Source organism: Frisingicoccus sp. (assembly GCA_016298055.1).
GTDB lineage: Bacteria > Bacillota > Clostridia > Lachnospirales > Lachnospiraceae > Frisingicoccus.
The window spans coordinates 1-16826 of the sequence record JAEDDO010000030.1; the positions used below are offsets into that span (position 1 = coordinate 1).

A 16826-nucleotide genomic window follows, 5' to 3' on the forward strand; every position below is an offset into this window, starting at 1 on the left:
GCTTCTTCGATTTGTGTATAGATTGGTCCTGTAAATTCTCTCTTATCCAGAAACACTGCACGATCTGTTCCCTTGAATACCGCACATTGTGTTTTGGCGAATGAAAAATAATCTGATGTCAGCAATGCATAGGCATTCGTTGCCAGAAGCTGTCCCTCGCTCTGCTTCAAGATTTTCCAGTTTATCAGCTGCTCTTTCTTTACAGAATGTTCTGACATTCCTGCTTTCTTCCGGAACTTTTCGATATCCTGACAAAGTTTCTCTGTTGCTTCCTCTGAAACAGGATAACCCACACAAGTAAGCTCATCCCATGAGATTCTGGCCCCTTCCATTTCCAGTTCTTTTATCTTCTCCGGAAATGCCTGTCTTGATGTACCTGCTACACGGATATAAGTGCCATTATCTTTTCCCTTTGATTTTAGATAATACGGTCTGTTCTTTCCAGCTTCTACTGATACAACAATGACCGTTTTCCCGTCTACTGTCTGTGGCTCAATATCAGGAATGATCTGTGGCACACAGGAATCAGAAACTGCATTGGCAATTCCATCCATCAGCTGAAACAACACATCATTTTCCACACCAACAATCTGGTGTGTTTTATCATCTACTCCAACAATCAGCTTGCCACCTTGTGTATTGGCAAAAGCTACGATTGTCTTCATGTACTTTTCACTTTTATCAGGTAAGGATACCTTGTACTCAATATTTTTCGATTCCCCGGAAAACATAGTATCTTCTACCATTCTTTCACTCCTACTCTATACTCGCACCACTGGTACGAATAATTCTATTTCCAGAGCAATCTTCTCTGGATCATTAACACTATTATACGTTCTATTCTTCTTTTCTATCAAGCAAGAAAACAAAACAGTTCATTTCTTCTTACCATTTTCTTCTGTTCTTTTTTGATGCCAGATAAAGTCTCGTCATCTCATCCATGAAAATAGTTTTGTCCTCATTGGTCATAGTTCCACTGGCAAATAAAGCAGCTACCTGTTCAAGAATCTGCCTTGCCTGTTTAGCACCAGCATATTCACTTGGCTCATCATTACCCAAGCACACGGTTTCATTATCATTCATAAGATAAGAAACCTGACACTGAAATGCATCTGCCAGTTTTTGATATAAACTACTCTGCTTCGGATATCGTCCTTCAACTTCCCAAGATCGAATTGTTCTATGAGAAACGCCCACCATATCACCCAGCTTTTGTTGAGTCATTTTTTTCTCTTTTCGCAACTTCCTAATTTTATCACCAAATGTTGTCATAAGTATACATCTTTCTCCTATGAGTTTTGTACATGCTTTATTTTTCTAACCACAATAAAAGTATATCATTATGCAAATAAAAAGAGAACCCGACATCACAAGCAAATTTGATGATGCGGGTTCCCTTCCCTCTTTATAGATCAATACCTTTTATTTTTTCATCTTATGATCCGATGGCAATCTCACTTCTTAATGACAACTGTGGCTTCCACATCCATGCTCGCCACATGTATGTCCTTCCCCGTGGTTGTGCTCGTGATGAGAACATTTCACATCCGGATTATACTCAAGTGTTTCATTGATAAAAGCTTCTACTGCTTCATCCGCATCTCCGGAAACTCCTCCGAAAAGCTTGATGCCTGCTGCCGCTAACGCTGTCTGTGCGCCGCCTCCGATTCCGCCACAAATCAAAACATCTGCATTCAATGCATTAAGAACTCCTGCCAATGCGCCATGTCCGCTTCCATTCGTATCTACTACTTCTGAATGTACTACTTTTCCTTCCTCTACATCGTAAATCTTAAATGTCTCTGTGTGTCCAAAGTGCTGGAAAATCTGTCCATTTTCATATGTTACTGCTATTCTCATGATACCTTCTCCTTTTTCTGCTGCATATTTTTTGTAAATTTCCTGTTTGTAACATCCTCCAAAGCTGCAGTTGCCGCTCTGACCGTCACAGATTCTGAAATCTCCGCCCTCAATTTTGAGTGGATGCCCGTCGATAAGTGCATCTGCGATCTTTTTCCTGGCGATCTCGTAAATTCGCTGGACCGTTGTTCTTGCGACTTGCATAGATGCTGCACACTGCTCCTGACTGTAACCTTTCTTGTCCAAAAGACGGATTGTCTCGTACTCATCTACCGTTAGAACAATGGGTGTTTTTTTCTCAGTATCATCTGCCGGAAGAAATTCTAAAACATTGGGGAAATGACAGACTTTTCTGCATTTTACTGGTCTCGGCATAAACTGCTCCTTTCTCGCTTTTCTTATATAATAGCCCTATAAAAGGCATATGTCAATAATGTTTTTGACATATGCCTTTTATGAATCACCTTATAGTATTACTTCTTTTCATTATTTTTTAATTTACAGATACCCTGCGTCATTGTTCCCATTGGACAAAATGTACACCAGGTTCGTGGCTTATATAACACCATTACGATCAACCCTAACAACAAAGATGTAAGCATCAAACTATAAAATCCAAAACTAAACTGTGCCACCCAATCAGCTACTGTTCCGGCAGTGTATGTCCATCCCCACGGAACACGGAAGGTCCAGAATAATTTGATGGCTTCACGCAAGGATGATGATCCGGCACCAACTAAATATGTCTGAAATACCATATTCCCAAACATTGTAAGGAAAAATATCAAAAAGCCGTATCGGAACCATTTTGAACTCATCCATCGCGGGGTTGGTTTATTTCTTGAGCATTTTAAATCCCCACCGAGCTTACTAAAAAGCTGGCCACGTCCACACAAATGATTACAGAAAAATTTATTTCCACCGAATATCGCTATTCCTAACGGCAACAGGAAATCAATCATCCCAAACCAAGCAAACAAAATATTAAAAAAACCGAGAGCAAAATAAAGGATCGCCCATATCCATAAATAATCATACCAATGTTTCTTTTTCTTCACATCGCTGTCCTCTCTTTCATTTCAATACAACCTGCCGGACAGGACTTTGCACATTTTCCACATCCTACACACACTGTTTCTTCTACCACAGCATAACATCCATGGTAAACTTTGACAGCTGCCAGCGGACAAGTATTTTCACATACTCCGCAGGCAACACATCTTTTTTTATCGACACTTGCCATTCTTTTTGCCAATGCTTTGTTCCCCTTTCAAATTTTGTATCTCTATTGTACCTGAAAAAGGTAAATCCTTCTGTGATATTATTACATAAGAATTTACCTTGAACGCTAATCATTACAATGACATATTTTTATTATACATTACCTTTATATTTATATATGATGTTTAGAATTTCCTCAGTTGTTCGAATAATTTCTTTTTGTTTTTCTTTCATTGTTATAGATTTGCTTTCTTCTTCAGCTAACGAAGAGTAAAGGTGAATGGTATTAGCATGATTCCATATCTCATCGTAAATTTTCTCGATTTCATCAGCACTCCGAAATGCCTGGTCTGTTTGCATTTGCAAGTGTTCTCGTTGCTCTTCCAGATGATTCATCCGTTCTTGTAACTGATCCCTTTCTTTCTGCAATCGATCATGTTGTGCTTGCAGTTGATCTATTTGTATTTTAATTTCGCTCATCTTTTCTTTCTGTCTCCGCATAAGCATCATCAAATATACAACTACAACTACAAATACAAATAATAGTATTATGTACAGCATAAACTTCTCCTCACGACACATATATTTCGACGGTTTTCCGCAAATCAACTATTGATAATGGCATAGAAAGAACAGTTAGTTTTCCTGAATTCTTTTTAATTTCAACAGCATCAGGATTGCCTGTGATTAAAATTACAGGTGTTGTCCTGTCCGCACGCCATGGCTGATTCGGTTGGCTCGTCATATCTTCGGTAACAATCCAAAGATCCGGCTTATGTCTGCCTAATCTTGTTTTAGCACTTTCCGGTGTGTAAAACAGCATGATCTGATCTGAAATAAATTGCAATGTTTCTTTTAATCCTTTTGCATAACGTTCACTGCCACAGACCAGTGCAATAATAGAAGCAGCTTTCTTTTTTTGTGTTACCTGAATAAAATCCAAAACTGGTGTATTATAGAGACTAAAGTCTTTTTCCAAATGAACTTTATCATAATAACTCTTTGCTGCCTTGCACATCCTCAGACAAAACTGTTCTATGTCTATACGAATATCGTTTCCGTTCTCCTGTATGTTCATACTTTCCAACTGACAAACTGACATTCCACAGTTTAGTCCAAGATGAAAGCGTATATTATTTTCATCATTCAAAAATCCTTTATTTTGATGAAGATATTCACATCGAAGCTGCCAACAGCGTTCTCCGCAAATATATGGCTTTTCATCGGATTGAGATAGTTTAAAGTAGTCCCCTGCATATTCATCAAACCAGCGAATATACTGGGTTCCCACATCACGGGTCGGATTCTTTTGCCGATCCAGCATAACCCGGCCATCTCGATAATGTTTAACAATTTCCGGGAAAGCAATACCTCCGCAAATATCTGGCAAAGTCAATGCCAATGCCAGTGCAGACTGCCATCGTCTATCTACAATATTCAGTTCTACTTCTTCAATTCGGTCCAAAAATGTAAAACTGACATCTCCCTGCATTATTTATCCCTCCCTCATATTCACAACAGTCATGTACTATAGTCAGTATATTTTTATTTATGGCATATGTCAATTATATAATTGACGCATCTAAAAAAAGTAAGTATACTATGTTCGTAAAGGAGATAACTGTTATGAGCTTCGAAAATTATTTTCCACTATGGAATGACTTAAATACAGCACAGAAAAAAGTAATTTCAGACAATTTGATTACACGGGATGTAAAAAAAGGAACGATCATTCACAACGGAAACCTGGATTGTACTGGATTATTACTGGTTAAATCCGGGCAGCTTCGAACTTACATACTTTCAGATGAAGGACGAGAAATTACACTTTACCGCCTGTTCGATATGGATATGTGTCTTTTATCCGCCTCATGTATCATGCAGTCCATTCAATTTGAAGTAACCATTGAAGCAGAAAAAGATACTGATCTTTGGATCATCCCTGCTGAAATCTATAAGGACATCATGAAGGAATCGGCTCCCGTCGCAAACTATACCAATGAATTAATGGCTAGCCGTTTTTCTGATGTCATGTGGCTGATTGAACAGATCATGTGGAAGAGTTTGGATAAGCGTGTTGCTTCATTTCTTTTAGAAGAGACCTCTATCGAAGGAACAAATGAACTGAAAATCACTCACGAAACTATCGCAAACCATCTTGGTTCCCACAGGGAAGTGATCACTCGAATGCTTCGATACTTTCAGGGCGATGGTCTCGTCAAACTCTCACGCGGCAAAATCACCATCCTTGATTCGAAAAGACTGGAAACACTACAAAGATCATAAAACTGTTTTTCTATGACATCTAAAGAATCCTCCATTTATCAGAATTGTGAAAGTCATTCTAATAAATGGGGGATCTTTTTACGCTACAAGTAAATTATAAAATTATTGTGATTATTTTTTAATAATCCATACCACATGCATATGCCCTTTCAATCAGCGCACGGTCATTAACCACTGCATCATAGAAGCGGAATCCACCGGAGAAGTTGTATGTTTCATAACCGTTTCCTTCCAGAATACGGCTGGCAATGTAGCTGCGCAGACCACTTTGGCATATCAAGTAAACAGGCTTTCCCTTCTCAATTTCATTGATACGTTCCCTTAGTTCATCTACAGGAATATTTCTGAATCCATCCATATGCCCCCTGTTAAACTCACCTACAGTTCTCACATCCAGCAATACAACACTTTTATCTTTAGAAATCTTATCCATATCTTCCAGATGCCATTGTTTTAAGGTACCTTTTGCTATATTGTCTATCATGAATCCTGCCATATTTACAGGATCCTTGGCAGAGGAATACGGCGGTGCATATGCAAGATCCAGATCTTTCAGCTGGGTTGCCTTCAGCCCTGCATGAATTGCTGTTGCCAGCACATCAATACGTTTATCAACTCCTTCATATCCAATAATCTGAGCACCAAGCAAACGATAAGTCTCTTTTTCAAAAACCACCTTCATGGTCATCACTTTTCCACCAGGATAGTAACCGGCATGACTCATAGGAGAAAGAATTACTGTATCTACATCTAATCCTGACTTTTTGGCATTGGTTTCATTGATACCTGTAGTGGCTGCTGTCATATCAAATACTTTGATAACGGAGCTTCCCTGACTGCCCAGGTAACGGCTGTCACCACCACAAATATTATCAGCGATGATCCTGCCCTGCTTGTTGGCTGGTCCGGCCAAAGAGATCAGCGCATCATCACCCGTAACATAATGTTTTACCTGAACTGCATCACCTGCTGCATAAATATCCGGTACAGAAGTTTCCATTCTGTCATTCACTACGATACTTCCCTTGATGCCAAGTTCCAGACCAGCTTCTTTTGCTAATGCTGTGTCTGGTGTAACTCCGATTGCCAGCACCACCATATCAGCCTGAAGGGATGGATTATCTTTTAATAGAACCTCTACTCCATTGTCCTTTTCTTTAAATCCTTCTACTGTATAGCCCAGTACCAGTTTTATCCCATGCTTTCTCATTTCATTATGGATCATGGATGCCATATCCGGGTCAAATGGGTTCATCAGCTGCTTAGGCCGCTGGACAATTGTAACATCCATGCCAAGCTCCCTCAAATTTTCTGCCAGTTCCAGACCAATAAAACCGCCACCTGCCAATACAGCCGATTTTGGATGATTCTTATTTATATATTCCTTTATCCGAAAAGTGTCTTCTACAGTACGAAGTGTAAAAAGTTTATCCATACCTACTCCGGGAAGTCTCGGCTGTGTTGGCTTTGCACCTGGAGAGAGGATCAGCTTATCATAGTTTTCTTCAAATATCTCACCATTCTCTAAATTTTTCACTGAAACCGTTTTTCGTTCCGGATGTATGGAGATAACTTCATGATGAATTTTCATGTTAATACGGAATCGTTTAAAAAAACTCTCTGGTGTCTGTAGTGTAAGTTCTTCCGGGTCTGTGATCACGTCTCCGATATAATATGGAAGCCCACAATTCGCATAGGATATGTATCCGGATCTTTCAAACACAGTAATTTCTGCATGTTCATCCAATCTTCGTATTCTTGCTGCAGCTGTAGCTCCTCCGGCTACACCGCCTACGATTATTACCTTCATCTTATTTTTCCACCTTTCCTGAATAAGCAGCAATGCCACCAATATTATTTACTTTAGAATATCCCATTCGTTGCAACATCCCAGTTGCTTGACGACTTCGGGCTCCGGAATAACAGTATACAAACAGCGGTATTTCTGTATTCTTCACTACCGAAACAACATTGTTAAGTTGTTGCAATGGCACATTTTTACTTTCTGGTATATGCCCTTCCTGATATTCCTGCGGCGTACGAACATCCAGCAGAACTGCACCAGCAGTCTTTTTATATTCCTCTATCCCTTGATTAATATTCGCCTGTTTTAAAAAATCAAAAAATCCCATTAACGCACCTCCTTAAAGCATCTCTAAGATTGCCTTCTTAGGTCTTGCCCCTGAAACTTTTGTTACAATCTTCCCATTCTTCATAACCACCAAAGTTGGAATACTCATAATACCAAATTTACTTGCCAGTTCTGGCTGCTCATCCACATTGATCTTTCCAACTTTGATATCAGGGCGTTCACTTGCTATCTCCTCTATGATAGGAGCCACCATACGACAAGGAGCACACCAAGGAGCCCAAAAGTCTAAAAGAACGGTTTTCTCGGAATCCATTATTTCATTCTGAAAATTATTTTTATTGATATTAATAGCAGACATTTTACAGTCCTCCTTGTTTTTTCTTTTGTGGCTTTATTATAATCTGAAATTCATTTGTTTTCTGTGATATCATCACATTATTATCATGATTAATTTTTAACTAATTTATTTTTTCATCTTATGATCTGATGGCAGTCTCACTTCTCCGGTCCTTTTCTTCATAATCGAGTTCTGTGTCTCCATCTGTGTTGGAATATAATCGCTTTCCTGCAGAAATGCACCTGCCGCCTCAGCATATGATTCATATCCAGCTGCTTTCATCCTCTTTAACATTTTTGCCAAAGCACTTTTCTTGTCTCTACTCACCTGACGTGTGCTGATGCCCAGTTCCTCTGCTGTTTCCTTAACCTGTTTTCCCATGATAAAATAATCGCTCACGATTTTCTTTTCTTTCTCTGTCAGATCGCTGAAGAGTTCTTTAAAGAAGATCTCAGTTGTAATATCCGATGCAATGTCACGTCCACTATCTGCGATAAAGTCTGTCGCACAACCGTTTTCTGATTCTAATCCACAAAATAATACTGTATTATTTCTCTGATGCTGCTGATCAAACATATAATGTTCCTTATTATAAAAAATATTAAGAACTTCCAGCTCTTCTGCTGTAATATTAGCGTATTTCACCTTCTGATATCTGTCGTAAAATGTGTATTTTCTTTCTTCCATGATTGTTTCTCCGATTTGTCGTTTTTGTTGATTTGATTTGTGACAAATCGAAAATCATGGATATCTGGCATAATGCCTGCCTCTTCCCTGCATCTTGATATGCTCTTCCTTTCCGGCATCTACCTGTTAAAAAGGAAGCTTTTTCAAATCTGCAACCTGTTTTTGGGTATAAAAAAAGGCCATGCCCTTCCGGGCACAGCCTGACGCCTTAAAATTTGAGAAAAGAAAAACCTCCGCAAACATTACGTCTGCGAAGGTCTATTTCTCTCAGCATATCAATTCTAACATGCACGTATTTTCATTGTAATACCATTCACATGCCAGTTTACTGTCAGTTCACTGCCACTTTACTTCCACTTTTCTTCCAGTTTATTTCCTCCATCTTATTCTGTATCTTTTCCGGACGTGTAAATGCCCAGAGCATTGTTGCATACAAACGGATTGCTTTCTTACGGTTTCGATAATAAGTAGTGCTTGGCATATCATCCAGCATCAGCATCACATCTTCATTGGTATTTCCTGCTTCAAAATATCTATATTTCAAAAGCCGATAATACAGCTGTCCATTCTTCGGATAATCCCTCAAAGCTATCAGGGAATCTCTCATGATTTCCAGCAAACAGAGATTCATATCATTATTCAGAAGCTTTTCCTGGATTCTGCGTTTCTCTGCAGTCGCATCGAAATCTACCAGATCATATAACATTTCCTTCAGATGCTTCCCTTCTTCTGCATACATTTCATAATCTATATCCACAAGATTCTTCTCAATACGGAACATTACCTTGGTATACTGACTCAGCAATAATTCCGTATTCTTATAAGCATCCTCTGCCACTTCTTCCATATTGATAAACATATCCTGTATTCTCTGCATAATTGTCCTCCTTCCCGACCGCTTCCGCAGCCAGACCAATCATTGTATTGTTTGTTCCATTCACAGTCTGTCACTGTCCTAACATCTCTTCATGCAGATTCCGCAGAAATATCCGCTGTGGGATAGCTTCTATTTCTGGCTGATCGGCAACTGTATGATCTATTGAAAGCAATCGGTTCTCACGGGAAAGGATGTATCCCCGACTGCTGATGTTCTCATCGAATATCTATCTCTCCAAAGGGGGCCCTGATTCAGGGCTCCCTTTTAGGACGCCGTTATTTACGTTCCATAAACCATTTATAATTTTCTTCATAAGTCAGATGACAGATTTTTCCACCCACCTGACAGGTATAACGATATCCGGTTCCGCCAGCTTTTCGGCTGGCACAACGCTCCGGTTTTGAAACCTTATCAATCGCATACTTACGTCCATCTTCCCAGACAAACGCTGTAGGGATCAATTCTCCTTCCCGGCTGAATACTGCCAGGACATCTACATACACTTTAGCTGTCATTACAAAACACCTGCTCTCTCCTATCCATGAAAATATGCCTGTGGATGAACCGTATGTTCCTTAGCATTCAGCTGTGCCAGTATCTTATCCTGATACATAAATGCTCTCTGAATACTCTGATAGCCAAACCTTCCACGGATCTCATCTACCACCTGGTCCATCTTTTTGATTTTTTCTCTTTTTGTTTCATCCATAAATAAATCAAGCTGATAAGGCATCTCTTCTGATACCAGATCACATCCTCGAACACCAAGACTACGAATCGGATGTTCCCAGTTATAATTTTTCTGAAATAACTCAAATGCAGTTCTGGCAATTTCTTCTGTAAGATTACTTGCCCTGTCCAACTTGCACTGTCTCGTGAAATGATACAATCCATTATCCCGAATCGAGATTTCTACTGTCCTGCATTGAAAACCATTTTCACGAAGCCTGGCTCCTACACTTTCTGAAAGAGCCATCAAAATAATCTTCACGTCCAATTCACTAACAAGATCTCTTGGCGTTGTTGTACTGTTCCCGATAGACTTGATCGGTACTTTATATCCTTCTACCAAAACTGGAGTTTCATCCCATCCATTTGCAAAGGTATGAAGTACCAATCCCATCTTTCCAAGATATGTTTCTAATATAGAAGGTTCTGCCCCTGCCAGATCTCCAATCGTACAAATGCCAAGTTTCTTCATCGTCCGTTCAGTGCTTCTTCCAACCATGAGTAAATCTCCTACTGGAAGTTTCCATGCAATATCCTTGTAATTGTCTTTGGAAAACTCTGTAATGGCATCCGGCTTTTTATAATCAGAACCGAGCTTTGCAAATATCTTATTCCAGGAAACACCAATACTTACGGTAACACCTAGTTCATATTTAATCCGACTGCTGATCTCTTTTGCAATCTTCATTCCGTCTCCCTTGATAGAAGTACTGGCGGTCACATCCAGCCAGCTTTCATCAATCCCAAATGGTTCTCTCTGATCTGTGTATTCACTGTAAATCTCCTGTGCCATTCTGGAAAACCTCAAATAAAGATCCATGCGAGGCGGTACAAAGATTATTTCTGGGCAAACCTGTCTTGCCTGCCACAATGCCATGCCTGTTTTTACTCCGGCTCGCTTCGCAATATAGTTTGCAGTCAGCACAATTCCATGTCTTGCTTCCGGATCACCACCGACTGCCATCGGCTTCCCGGCAAGTTCTGGATGATGCAGCATCTCAACACTTGCGTAAAAGCAATTCATATCTGAATGAAGAATTGTCCTGCTCATAACATTCACCTACCAGTCTAAAAATCGTAATAAAACTTCTTTGCTTCATATTGACTTTGTGAAGTTTTTGAATTATAATTTCTACTAACTTCACGAACATTTGTTTGTATTTTATACGTGATAATGAACTCTGTCAATAGTTTTTATAAAGTTGATGAAGTTACGATTTCAAAAACTTGGAAAGGATCCCACTATGAATTTTTCAGACAAGATTAAATTTCAACGAGAACAGAATCATCTGACGCAGAAAGAACTTGCAGAACTGGTCGGCGTATCACAGCGTGCAATCGCAGCTTATGAAAGTTCCGGCACCATCGCACGAATCTCTACTATGAGAAAGCTCGCTCATGCATTAAATGTCTCTTATGATTATTTAAAACATGACGAGATTACAGATCCTTCTTATGGAATTGAAAAAATGGATTATATTGATGAAGTCAATGGACAGCTTGGTGAAAAAGGAGCCAAGGACATCAATGAGATTCTCGAAGCCAACCGTGCTCTTTTCGCTGGTGGCGAACTTGACGAAGAAGCAAAAGATGCTTTCTATCAAGCTGTAACCAAAGCATATCTTTCCTGTAAGATGGAAGCTAAAAAGACATTTGGACGGAAAAAGAAAAACACTGAAACGGAAAGTGATTCATAGGTGTCCGTATTTTCGTACAGCACTTTTGCTACTCTATACTTGTAGCAAACTATCTTATGAAATATCGAGGTGTTTTTATGAGTTCAAAATGTATAAGAGACACTGTTAATAAAGTAAAAACAAAATATCAGGAAAGTGATCCGTACCGCCTTGCAGCCGCTATGCATATTATTGTTAAGAAGCTTCCGCTTGGAACTGATCCAAACTGTTGCAAAGGCTTCTGTATGCGGGAATGTCGAAAGACCTGCATCGTCATTAACTGCGACCTACCGGAAATCATACAGCAGATTATCCTGATCCACGAGATCGGTCACGCACTCCTTCATCAGAAAACCCTTCAGATCAAGTGTTTTCATGATTTTGAATTATTCGATGGAGTATCACAATGTGAATATGAAGCGAATTGCTTTGCCGCTGATTATCTTCTGGAAGATGAAGATGTCCTGGAGATGCTTAACGCTGATATGTCCTTTTTCCAGGCTGCCGCAGAACTGAAAGTTCCACCGGAACTTCTTGATTTCAAATTCCGAATGATGAAACGAAGCGGCGTTCAGATTGTAGATTCTCCGATTACTTCCAACAGTGACTTTTTAAAAGATATCCCTACTTCGGGAATAATAGAAAATTACTAAATATGCTATTTTTGAAAAAGGAGATTTTTGAAAATGATCAACTTAAATAAACATAGAATAGACTTTGGAAAAGGGGATGTAGGCATTGGTGTCATCGGTAACACTACAGATTCCGCACAACTGGCATTTTATAATCAGAGTGCACGTCCCATCCATATACTCAAGAATCCAGATCAGAATCCTGGGTTCGAACCCATGGAATTTAAAGAAGAACCTTTTATCATGAGCTTCTCCAATCCTGAAAGCATTGATGCAGTTATTTCAATTTTACAACGTGCCAAATATATTAATTTCACTTCCAAAAACGAACCGCAAAAAACAGAATAGATGAATGATGTATCTTATAAAGAATGGCTGTCTTTTCTCCAATGAGCAGGCAGCCATTTCTCATGTAATTCTTTAATACAAGTCTCCCACATATCCATCTGCTTCCAGATGCATATAGCACTCGTCCACCTTCTCTGATTCCAGAATCCGCAAAACGTGTTCCATACCTGTAGCAAGTTCTTTTGTTTTTAACTCTTCCAGCGGAATCCAATAAACTCTTCCTTCCTCAGAACTCTTTAATTCTCCGGTAAACTTATCCGCTTTATACAAGGTAATAACATAGTGCACTCCGCTCTTATGCCAATGATATAATCCTCCAAGCTTCGGTGCTTCAACCGTAAGTCCTGTTTCTTCCCAGACTTCCCGAATCATAGATTTCTGAAAAATCTCATTTGCTTCTACGTGACCGCCTGGAAAAGTTGTACCGGTATAGCTATCATTTACTTTATCCAGAGCCAGTACATTCCCTTTATGATCCTGAATCATACACATATTCATAAAACAGACCTTCTCAATCTGACTCTCTTCTTTTTCATTCAGAGATTTTCTGACACGTTTGTTGATATCCGATCGTTTGGATTTATAATGCTTGAAGACCTCTCCATACGGAATCCAGATTTCTGCATCTTCAATTTTTTCATAAACAGAATCCACCACTTCTTCCAGATGTTTGTCACTCGGAAAAGTACATTTTTTCATATAATAATCTCTGGTTGCCTGAAACATCCATTCCGCAATCTTTTCTTTCTGCTTCATTTTTAACTGGGAATACTTCTTATTCGTTTGCAGTAATCTCCCATCTATCATCTTATGGTTTTTCCGTGACATCGGTTTGACCTCTTTTCTTCTTTTTCATTCAGATTTTACTATACCACAGAATCATGCTTGCGTCATACTTCTGAGCTTCGATGTCCTCTTTTTCTTCTCTCAGTACCTTATTTATAGAGGGTTCTTTTTTAAGACTCTCTTCCGGCGGCTGTGCCACCGGTAAATAGCAAGGACAGGAAGTGTATATACACTTCCGGAAAACCAGCAATTTAGGGAACCCTGCCCTAAATTAAAAACACAGAAGTCACTACTTCGAAGAACCAAAGAAAGGAGAATCTGCCTATGGCAAAGAGAAAAAGAAATATACAGATTTTGTTTTGTGTTTCCCCAGAAGAAAAAAAGCTTATTCGTAGAAAGATGATTGAATCAAAGACAAAAAATATGGGAGCTTATCTTCGTAAAATGGCAATCGACGGTTACATCGTCAACACCGATACCACTCCACTGAAGAAACAGTATGAGGAAATGCATAAGATCGGTGTGAATATTAATCAGATTGCCAAAAAAGTAAACAGCACCGGTGATCTGTATCCGGAAGAAAAGCAAGAATTAAAAGAGATGGTGAAAGAATTATGGCGTATCTTAAGATCTTCCCAATTAAAGTAACAGACAAGAAAGCTCTGGACTACATCACGAATCCAGATAAAACAGATGAAAAACTGTTAGTTTCCAGTTTTGGCTGTTCCCCGGAAACTGCAGATCTTGAATTTTCTATGACAAGAGAAATGGCAAAAAAGAATGGAATGGACAAAGGTGATAACCTGGCATTTCATCTGATCCAGTCATTTAAACCTGGAGAAGTTGATGCCGAAACTGCCCATCGCTTAGGGCAACAATTTGCAAACGAAGTACTGAAAGGAAAATATGAATATGTGATAAGCACCCATGTTGATAAAAATCATATCCATAACCACATCATCTTTAATGCAGCAAGTTTTGTTGATCATCACAAGTATGTTTCCAATAAGCGGAGCTACCATAAAATCTGCCGGATCAGTAATCGTATCTGCCATGAAAATGGACTTGCCACCAGTATGCCAACCGGAGAAAAAGGCAAAAGTTATAAGGAGAACATGGAATATCATCGTGGCACCAGCTGGAAAGCCAAGCTACGTGTTGCAGTTGATAAAGCAATCTGGACTTCCATCAACTATGAGGAATTTTTACAAAAAATGCAGTTAGCCGGATATGAAGTCCGACAGGGAAAACACCTGTCCTTCCGTGCACCGGAACAGAAAAACTTCACTTATATGAAATCTCTTGGAAGCTATTATTCAGAAGAAAATGTCCGCATCCGTTTGGCAAAAAACCGTAACAAAATAAAAGCTCCAAGGCATCTGTCCAGAGAAGCTCGCCTGTATATCAATATCTCCACTTATGTTACGACCGGCAATCGAGAAGGATTTGAACGATGGGCAAAACTAAATAACCTGAAAGAAGCGGCACGCACCTTCAACTATCTTTCCGAAAATAACCTGCTGAATTATGAAGATTTCCAACAGCATGTTTCTGATGTTGATGCTTCTGTTAAAGCGGCTGATCAAAGAATAACGCAAATCAACAGTGAGCTGAGCACACAGAAAATCATTCAAAAACACTGTGATTCTTACCGTCTCTGCCGAAAAGTGATTGAAGATTGCAAATCTGCTAAAAATCCAAAAGCATACCGAACCAAACATCAAGCAGAATACCAACTGCACGATTCACTAAAAAAAGAGCTTCAGGATCTCGGTGTTACCAAAATCCCAAGCTCTAATAAAATCCAGAATAGGATAGAAAATCTTGAATCTGAACAAGCTGCTACTGTCCGGGAAAAACAAGAATTGCAGAAAAAGCAGAAGACACTGAATATCATTAGACAGAATTTCACAGCACTACTTAATGCTCCGGAGATGCAAATTCCCATATCAGAAAAAGAGCTAACTCTCTAAAAAGAAGGAGGTACCTACTTTAACGGTGCCTCTTGCTTTTCGTCTAATCTATTTATATCTTCCTCTTTATGCAATTTCCCATATTACAGTTGCCGTATCAGTAACATTAATATCGTCTGCCTCAATATCTATATCATATGCTCCCGGTGCACTCATTTCACATTCCGTACACTCCATTAATCTCATTTCATTCAATGGCTTTGTTACAAAATCTATCTCTCCCCAAGAATAATCAATTGCCTGTATTTCACCCAATTTCACATTTGCTGCTGTTGTAAGCACCTGTGCCTTTTGAATGGAATCCTCGATTGCTTTATGTAACAGCTCATTTTTACATTTTTCTACATCTGCCACTGTATACTCAATAGAAAACTCTGGCCTTAATGAGCTATGAGCCAAAGCGTAAAGGACTTGCCCTAATCTTTTATTATCAGCTGCAAACTCTATTTTCATATGGTGATTATACTTATAACCTTTAAATCTTCGCTTCCAGCTCTTATCTCTGTCCTGATAGCTTTCATATTCTGTATCGACATTAAAATATACTGTTTTAAGGTCTTTTCTCTGAAAACCAAGTTTCTCAAACAAATCCTTGAGAAGCTCTGTATCTTCTGTTGACCTTCGGAGAGTATCTTCATATTCTTTGCAAAGTTCTTCCTTGTTGACATATAACCGGATTTTATCCGGCTTTACTGCTATTTTCCCTTTTCCTGTAACTTTAATTGTTCTCATCATCTTTGCTCTTCCTTTCATTCTCATTATATTCATACCCATTGATTAAAAGCTCTATCATCTTCTTTGTCATCTGAATATACTTACCAAACGGATTAATCACAATTCCATTCACCTGTTCCCAATTAAGTGCCAGACGAAGTATTGATTCAATAGACTGATTCATCTGCACATTTCCAGCAGAACCCTTATGCATCTCTTCAGAAGATGTAAATACTCCAATCCATTCTTTTTCATCAGAATCTTTTACAGTCTCTATTTTAAGTCTTACATCATGGTCAAGCGAAATCGTGTCACCAGCCTTTACTTTACTTATCTGTTCTTCCGACATAAAAGGATTTTCCGTGATATATGGAACAATAACTTCTCCTGCCTGCTGCATTCTTGTTACCATAACTTCCATAAATAACAGCATTCCATTTTTATCCTGCTGAATATAATACTGGTCGATTGCTGCCTCAATCATCTGATTTGCCTGTGTCTCATCCACTTCATCTGAATAAGTATCCACGCTCCTGCCAAGTACATGATCAAATTCATCAAGAACATCCGTCATCAGTCCCTTATCAATCCGGCTTTTACACTCTGCA

Annotated in this window: 23 protein-coding genes; 6 read left to right on the forward strand and 17 right to left on the reverse strand. The window is 39.1% G+C overall.

From position 1 onward, the window contains the following. The 7 genes from QZZ35_RS04270 to QZZ35_RS04300 all read right to left on the reverse strand — a co-directional run. Positions 1 to 746: AlbA family DNA-binding domain-containing protein (locus QZZ35_RS04270; protein ID WP_291236304.1), on the reverse strand; the 746-nt coding region annotated here is incomplete at its 3' end. A gap of 139 nt (positions 747 to 885) precedes the next feature. After that, positions 886 to 1272, reverse strand: coding sequence for a helix-turn-helix domain-containing protein (locus QZZ35_RS04275; protein ID WP_044924454.1), 387 nt, complete (start codon positions 1270 to 1272; stop codon positions 886 to 888). A gap of 189 nt (positions 1273 to 1461) precedes the next feature. After that, complete coding sequence (locus QZZ35_RS04280) at positions 1462 to 2235, reverse strand: NifB/NifX family molybdenum-iron cluster-binding protein (RefSeq protein ID WP_073106964.1); 774 nt, start codon at positions 2233 to 2235, stop codon at positions 1462 to 1464. A gap of 98 nt (positions 2236 to 2333) precedes the next feature. Beyond that, positions 2334 to 2918 (reverse strand): 4Fe-4S binding protein, encoded by a 585-nt coding sequence (locus QZZ35_RS04285; RefSeq protein WP_114001564.1) that lies wholly within the window; start codon positions 2916 to 2918, stop codon positions 2334 to 2336. Beyond that, a complete protein-coding gene (locus tag QZZ35_RS04290; RefSeq protein ID WP_222891075.1) occupies positions 2915 to 3115 on the reverse strand; it encodes a 4Fe-4S binding protein in 201 nt (66 codons plus the stop codon). The genes QZZ35_RS04285 and QZZ35_RS04290 overlap by 4 nt, the downstream gene beginning before the upstream one ends. 119 nt (positions 3116 to 3234) lie before the next feature. Continuing rightward, a complete protein-coding gene (locus tag QZZ35_RS04295; protein WP_222891074.1) occupies positions 3235 to 3561 on the reverse strand; it encodes a hypothetical protein in 327 nt (108 codons plus the stop codon). A 91-nt stretch (positions 3562 to 3652) separates the two neighbouring features. Continuing rightward, on the reverse strand, positions 3653 to 4573 hold the full coding sequence (locus QZZ35_RS04300) for a hypothetical protein (RefSeq protein ID WP_028086467.1): 921 nt from the start codon (positions 4571 to 4573) through the stop codon (positions 3653 to 3655). A gap of 110 nt (positions 4574 to 4683) precedes the next feature. Here QZZ35_RS04300 and QZZ35_RS04305 point away from each other — a divergent pair, with 110 nt between their 5' ends. Beyond that, positions 4684 to 5367 (forward strand): Crp/Fnr family transcriptional regulator, encoded by a 684-nt coding sequence (locus QZZ35_RS04305; protein ID WP_044924472.1) that lies wholly within the window; start codon positions 4684 to 4686, stop codon positions 5365 to 5367. Positions 5368 to 5485: 118 nt separating this feature from the next. On the opposite strand, the gene QZZ35_RS04310 is transcribed toward QZZ35_RS04305, so the two are convergent. From QZZ35_RS04310 to dinB, 7 genes are all read right to left on the reverse strand, one after another. Next, positions 5486 to 7177 carry an FAD-dependent oxidoreductase gene (locus QZZ35_RS04310; RefSeq protein ID WP_073106970.1) on the reverse strand — a complete coding sequence of 564 codons (1692 nt, stop codon included), beginning with the start codon at positions 7175 to 7177 and terminating at the stop codon, positions 5486 to 5488. Between the two features lies 1 nt (position 7178). Next, the gene (locus QZZ35_RS04315) at positions 7179 to 7499 is read right to left on the reverse strand and encodes a rhodanese-like domain-containing protein (protein ID WP_028086465.1); all 321 of its coding nucleotides are present in this window, start codon (positions 7497 to 7499) and stop codon (positions 7179 to 7181) included. Positions 7500 to 7511: 12 nt separating this feature from the next. After that, entirely contained in the window at positions 7512 to 7817 is a 306-nt protein-coding gene (gene trxA / locus QZZ35_RS04320) for a thioredoxin (protein WP_028086464.1), read from the reverse strand. Between the two features lie 105 nt (positions 7818 to 7922). Beyond that, positions 7923 to 8483 (reverse strand): sigma factor-like helix-turn-helix DNA-binding protein, encoded by a 561-nt coding sequence (locus tag QZZ35_RS04325; RefSeq protein WP_291236305.1) that lies wholly within the window; start codon positions 8481 to 8483, stop codon positions 7923 to 7925. 331 nt (positions 8484 to 8814) lie between these two features. Continuing rightward, on the reverse strand, positions 8815 to 9360 hold the full coding sequence (locus QZZ35_RS04330) for a hypothetical protein (protein WP_026650125.1): 546 nt from the start codon (positions 9358 to 9360) through the stop codon (positions 8815 to 8817). A gap of 275 nt (positions 9361 to 9635) precedes the next feature. Beyond that, entirely contained in the window at positions 9636 to 9875 is a 240-nt protein-coding gene (locus QZZ35_RS04335) for a hypothetical protein (RefSeq protein WP_026650126.1), read from the reverse strand. Positions 9876 to 9895: 20 nt separating this feature from the next. Next, positions 9896 to 11140 (reverse strand): DNA polymerase IV, encoded by a 1245-nt coding sequence (gene dinB / locus QZZ35_RS04340; protein ID WP_044924451.1) that lies wholly within the window; start codon positions 11138 to 11140, stop codon positions 9896 to 9898. A 193-nt stretch (positions 11141 to 11333) separates the two neighbouring features. Here dinB and QZZ35_RS04345 point away from each other — a divergent pair, with 193 nt between their 5' ends. The 3 genes from QZZ35_RS04345 (at position 11334) to QZZ35_RS04355 (ending at position 12745) form a co-directional block, all read left to right on the forward strand. Continuing rightward, positions 11334 to 11786, forward strand: coding sequence for a helix-turn-helix domain-containing protein (locus tag QZZ35_RS04345; protein WP_095906919.1), 453 nt, complete (start codon positions 11334 to 11336; stop codon positions 11784 to 11786). A 77-nt stretch (positions 11787 to 11863) separates the two neighbouring features. Then, positions 11864 to 12418 carry an ImmA/IrrE family metallo-endopeptidase gene (locus QZZ35_RS04350; protein ID WP_291236306.1) on the forward strand — a complete coding sequence of 185 codons (555 nt, stop codon included), beginning with the start codon at positions 11864 to 11866 and terminating at the stop codon, positions 12416 to 12418. Between the two features lie 33 nt (positions 12419 to 12451). Next, positions 12452 to 12745: a hypothetical protein gene (locus QZZ35_RS04355; RefSeq protein ID WP_026650130.1), complete on the forward strand. Its 294-nt coding sequence runs from the start codon at positions 12452 to 12454 to the stop codon at positions 12743 to 12745. Positions 12746 to 12817: 72 nt separating this feature from the next. Here the strand turns inward: QZZ35_RS04355 and QZZ35_RS04360 are convergent, their stop codons facing one another. Continuing rightward, positions 12818 to 13573 (reverse strand): 8-oxo-dGTP diphosphatase, encoded by a 756-nt coding sequence (locus QZZ35_RS04360; protein WP_049946956.1) that lies wholly within the window; start codon positions 13571 to 13573, stop codon positions 12818 to 12820. A 282-nt stretch (positions 13574 to 13855) separates the two neighbouring features. Between QZZ35_RS04360 and QZZ35_RS04365 the strand changes: the two genes are divergently transcribed. Together QZZ35_RS04365 and QZZ35_RS04370 are read left to right on the forward strand one after the other, a co-directional pair. Further along, on the forward strand, positions 13856 to 14179 hold the full coding sequence (locus QZZ35_RS04365; protein WP_026650133.1) for a MobC family plasmid mobilization relaxosome protein: 324 nt from the start codon (positions 13856 to 13858) through the stop codon (positions 14177 to 14179). Next, a complete protein-coding gene (locus QZZ35_RS04370; RefSeq protein ID WP_291236307.1) occupies positions 14146 to 15504 on the forward strand; it encodes a relaxase/mobilization nuclease domain-containing protein in 1359 nt (452 codons plus the stop codon). Before QZZ35_RS04365 ends, QZZ35_RS04370 begins: the two co-directional genes overlap by 34 nt. Before the next feature lie 66 nt (positions 15505 to 15570). Here the strand turns inward: QZZ35_RS04370 and QZZ35_RS04375 are convergent, their stop codons facing one another. Then, positions 15571 to 16239 (reverse strand): SIMPL domain-containing protein, encoded by a 669-nt coding sequence (locus QZZ35_RS04375; RefSeq protein WP_026648895.1) that lies wholly within the window; start codon positions 16237 to 16239, stop codon positions 15571 to 15573. After that, positions 16223 to 16826: SseB family protein (locus tag QZZ35_RS04380; RefSeq protein ID WP_291236308.1), on the reverse strand; the 604-nt coding region annotated here is incomplete at its 5' end. The genes QZZ35_RS04375 and QZZ35_RS04380, both read right to left, overlap by 17 nt.

Coding starts and splice junctions, on each gene's coding strand:
- QZZ35_RS04275 (WP_044924454.1), bottom strand. CDS start 1,272: ATGACAACATTTGGTGATAAAATTAGGAAGTTGCGAAAAGAGAAAAAA.
- QZZ35_RS04280 (WP_073106964.1), bottom strand. CDS start 2,235: ATGCCGAGACCAGTAAAATGCAGAAAAGTCTGTCATTTCCCCAATGTT.
- QZZ35_RS04295 (WP_222891074.1), bottom strand. CDS start 3,561: ATGAGCGAAATTAAAATACAAATAGATCAACTGCAAGCACAACATGAT.
- QZZ35_RS04300 (WP_028086467.1), bottom strand. CDS start 4,573: ATGCAGGGAGATGTCAGTTTTACATTTTTGGACCGAATTGAAGAAGTA.
- QZZ35_RS04305 (WP_044924472.1), top strand. CDS start 4,684: ATGTTCGTAAAGGAGATAACTGTTATGAGCTTCGAAAATTATTTTCCA.
- QZZ35_RS04310 (WP_073106970.1), bottom strand. CDS start 7,177: ATGAAGGTAATAATCGTAGGCGGTGTAGCCGGAGGAGCTACAGCTGCA.
- QZZ35_RS04315 (WP_028086465.1), bottom strand. CDS start 7,499: ATGGGATTTTTTGATTTTTTAAAACAGGCGAATATTAATCAAGGGATA.
- trxA (WP_028086464.1), bottom strand. CDS start 7,817: ATGTCTGCTATTAATATCAATAAAAATAATTTTCAGAATGAAATAATG.
- QZZ35_RS04325 (WP_291236305.1), bottom strand. CDS start 8,483: ATGGAAGAAAGAAAATACACATTTTACGACAGATATCAGAAGGTGAAA.
- QZZ35_RS04330 (WP_026650125.1), bottom strand. CDS start 9,360: ATGCAGAGAATACAGGATATGTTTATCAATATGGAAGAAGTGGCAGAG.
- QZZ35_RS04335 (WP_026650126.1), bottom strand. CDS start 9,875: ATGACAGCTAAAGTGTATGTAGATGTCCTGGCAGTATTCAGCCGGGAA.
- dinB (WP_044924451.1), bottom strand. CDS start 11,140: ATGAGCAGGACAATTCTTCATTCAGATATGAATTGCTTTTACGCAAGT.
- QZZ35_RS04345 (WP_095906919.1), top strand. CDS start 11,334: ATGAATTTTTCAGACAAGATTAAATTTCAACGAGAACAGAATCATCTG.
- QZZ35_RS04350 (WP_291236306.1), top strand. CDS start 11,864: ATGAGTTCAAAATGTATAAGAGACACTGTTAATAAAGTAAAAACAAAA.
- QZZ35_RS04355 (WP_026650130.1), top strand. CDS start 12,452: ATGATCAACTTAAATAAACATAGAATAGACTTTGGAAAAGGGGATGTA.
- QZZ35_RS04360 (WP_049946956.1), bottom strand. CDS start 13,573: ATGTCACGGAAAAACCATAAGATGATAGATGGGAGATTACTGCAAACG.
- QZZ35_RS04365 (WP_026650133.1), top strand. CDS start 13,856: ATGGCAAAGAGAAAAAGAAATATACAGATTTTGTTTTGTGTTTCCCCA.
- QZZ35_RS04370 (WP_291236307.1), top strand. CDS start 14,146: ATGGCGTATCTTAAGATCTTCCCAATTAAAGTAACAGACAAGAAAGCT.
- QZZ35_RS04375 (WP_026648895.1), bottom strand. CDS start 16,239: ATGATGAGAACAATTAAAGTTACAGGAAAAGGGAAAATAGCAGTAAAG.